A 2,344-nucleotide genomic window follows, 5' to 3' on the forward strand; every position below is an offset into this window, starting at 1 on the left:
AGCAAATAAAAAAGCAAAAAAAAAGAAAAATTTAGCTGAAGAAGAATTAGATCACAGTAAAATTAATAAAAAGGGCGCAGCAGTTGTGCTTGTAGCATTTGCAGCATTAGGTGCATTTATAATTCTTGGATCGAATACATTCGCTTATTCAGTGAGTATAAATCAAGCTAATGATTATTTCGCTAGGAAAAAGTATTCCAAGGCTTATGATAAAATCAGTGGTGTTGATGTTAAGGAAGATGATCAATTATTAGCTAGTCAAATCAAAACAGTAATGTATGTTAATAAAGAATATGATTCCTATAATAATTATTATGCAATTCAATATTATGCAGAAGCACTGAATTCTTTGTTAAATGGGCTTACAAAATATGATGTTTATCTTGATGAAGCAAGTGAACTAGGAGTTAAATCAGATTTGCAATTTGTAAAGTCCCAAATACTTGATGAGTTAGAAGATAAATTTCATCTTGATGAAGAAGATGCAAGGAAGATAATTAGTATTGAAGATAAAGAGAAATATAGAGATAAAGTATTTGCTATCGCATAGAAGCTTGTTGCAGACAATAAAAAATAACACATTAAGTCTATTGTAAAATTGATTATAATATATTAGACTATATTTAGTGGCAGGATGAAAGAATAATGTCATTCATCTTGCCACAGTTCTTATATCTCGATGGTTTAATACGCTACCATAATGAAGTGGTGAAAGGGGAATGAATATGATTGCTATTATAGATTATGATGCTGGTAATCTTAAGAGTGTGGAAAAAGCATTGCAATATCTTGGCGAAGAGGTAGTTATTACACGTAATCATGATGAAATAAAAAAAGCTGATAAGGTTATATTACCAGGGGTTGGTGCTTTCGGAGATGCAATGGAAAAATTACATCATTACCAATTAGTTGATACGATTAAGGAAGTAGTTGCAAAGAAGACCCCTTTATTAGGGATTTGCCTTGGGTTACAGCTTCTATTTGAAAGAAGTGATGAGACAAAAGGAGTTGAAGGATTATCTATTTTAAAAGGTGAAATCGTTCGTATTCCTGATAAGGAAGGGATAAAGATTCCTCATATCGGTTGGAATTCACTTCTTTTTACCAAGGATTCAAAATTATTTAAGGGATTAGAACAAGATTCCTATGTTTATTTCGTACATTCCTATTATTTACGAGCTGAAAATAAAGAAGATGTTGCTGCAACAACAGAATATAGTACAACACTTGATGTTGCAGTTGAAGCAGACAATGTGTATGCTTGTCAGTTTCACCCTGAGAAGAGTGGTGACGTTGGTTTAACTATACTTAAGAATTTTGCTAATATTGGGAAGGAGTAGGATATGTTTACTAAAAGAATTATCCCTTGTTTAGATGTACATAATGGTAGAGTTGTAAAGGGGATCAACTTCGTTAATCTTAGAGATGCAGGAGATCCAGTTGAAGTTGGCTATGCTTATGGAAAAGCTGGTGCAGATGAACTTGTATTCTTAGATATTACAGCGTCAAGTGATGCCCGTACAATTAAGATTGATATGGTACGACGTGTAGCAGAGACAGTATTTATTCCATTTACTGTAGGCGGAGGAATTAGAACGGTAGAGGATTTTAAAGTTATTTTACGTGAAGGCGCAGATAAAGTGGCTGTAAATTCAGCAGCTATACAAAATCCGAATCTCATATCAGAAGCAGCGTTAAAGTTTGGAAGTCAATGTGTTGTAGTTGCAATCGATGCTAAGAAAAGAGCAGATGGTAGTGGCTGGAACATCTTTAAAAATGGTGGACGTGTTGATATGGGAATTGATGCGGTTGAATGGGCAATGAAAGCAAATGAACTAGGTGCAGGAGAGATTCTACTTACTAGTATGGATTGTGATGGTACCAAGAATGGTTATGATATAGAACTTACAAAAACAATATCGGAGAATGTCTCCATTCCTGTAATTGCATCAGGTGGAGCTGGTACAATGGAACATTTTTATGATGCTTTGACAGAAGGTAAAGCAGATGCTGCACTTGCTGCATCATTATTTCATTATAAAGAGTTAGAGATTAATGAAGTAAAAGAGTATCTTAGAAGAAGAGATGTGAGTGTAAGGTTATAATTGAATATATATGTGAATAGTTTCGTGTAAAAAAGTGGTTTCCTTTTGGATACCACTTTTTTACTATAGTAAATAGGTAAATATTGCTTTAAATTACAGAAAATGTATAGTATAATAAGTAAGACAATTTATGCCAAATTAGGATTAAATAGTAGATATATAGATTAATGTCAAATATTTACTATTAATATTAAAATAAATTATGATAGACAAGCTTTGAGCTTGTCTTTTTTAGGGGG

At 32.8% G+C, this 2,344-nt stretch carries 3 protein-coding genes; all 3 read left to right on the plus strand.

Annotated features, from left to right (window positions below; genetic code table 11):
* Positions 1–550, plus strand: a 550-nt coding sequence (locus ACW2QF_RS13610; RefSeq protein ID WP_455716549.1) for a hypothetical protein, incomplete at its 5' end; no start/stop codon positions are given.
* A gap of 175 nt (positions 551–725) precedes the next feature.
* Positions 726–1,340, plus strand: a complete 615-nt coding sequence (gene hisH / locus ACW2QF_RS13615; protein WP_455716550.1) for an imidazole glycerol phosphate synthase subunit HisH — start codon at positions 726–728, stop codon at positions 1,338–1,340.
* Positions 1,341–1,343: 3 nt separating this feature from the next.
* Positions 1,344–2,105 carry an imidazole glycerol phosphate synthase subunit HisF gene (gene hisF / locus ACW2QF_RS13620; RefSeq protein ID WP_455716551.1) on the plus strand — a complete coding sequence of 254 codons (762 nt, stop codon included), beginning with the start codon at positions 1,344–1,346 and terminating at the stop codon, positions 2,103–2,105.
* Positions 2,106–2,344 lie beyond the last annotated feature (239 nt).

This window comes from Anaerosporobacter sp., from assembly GCF_965301125.1.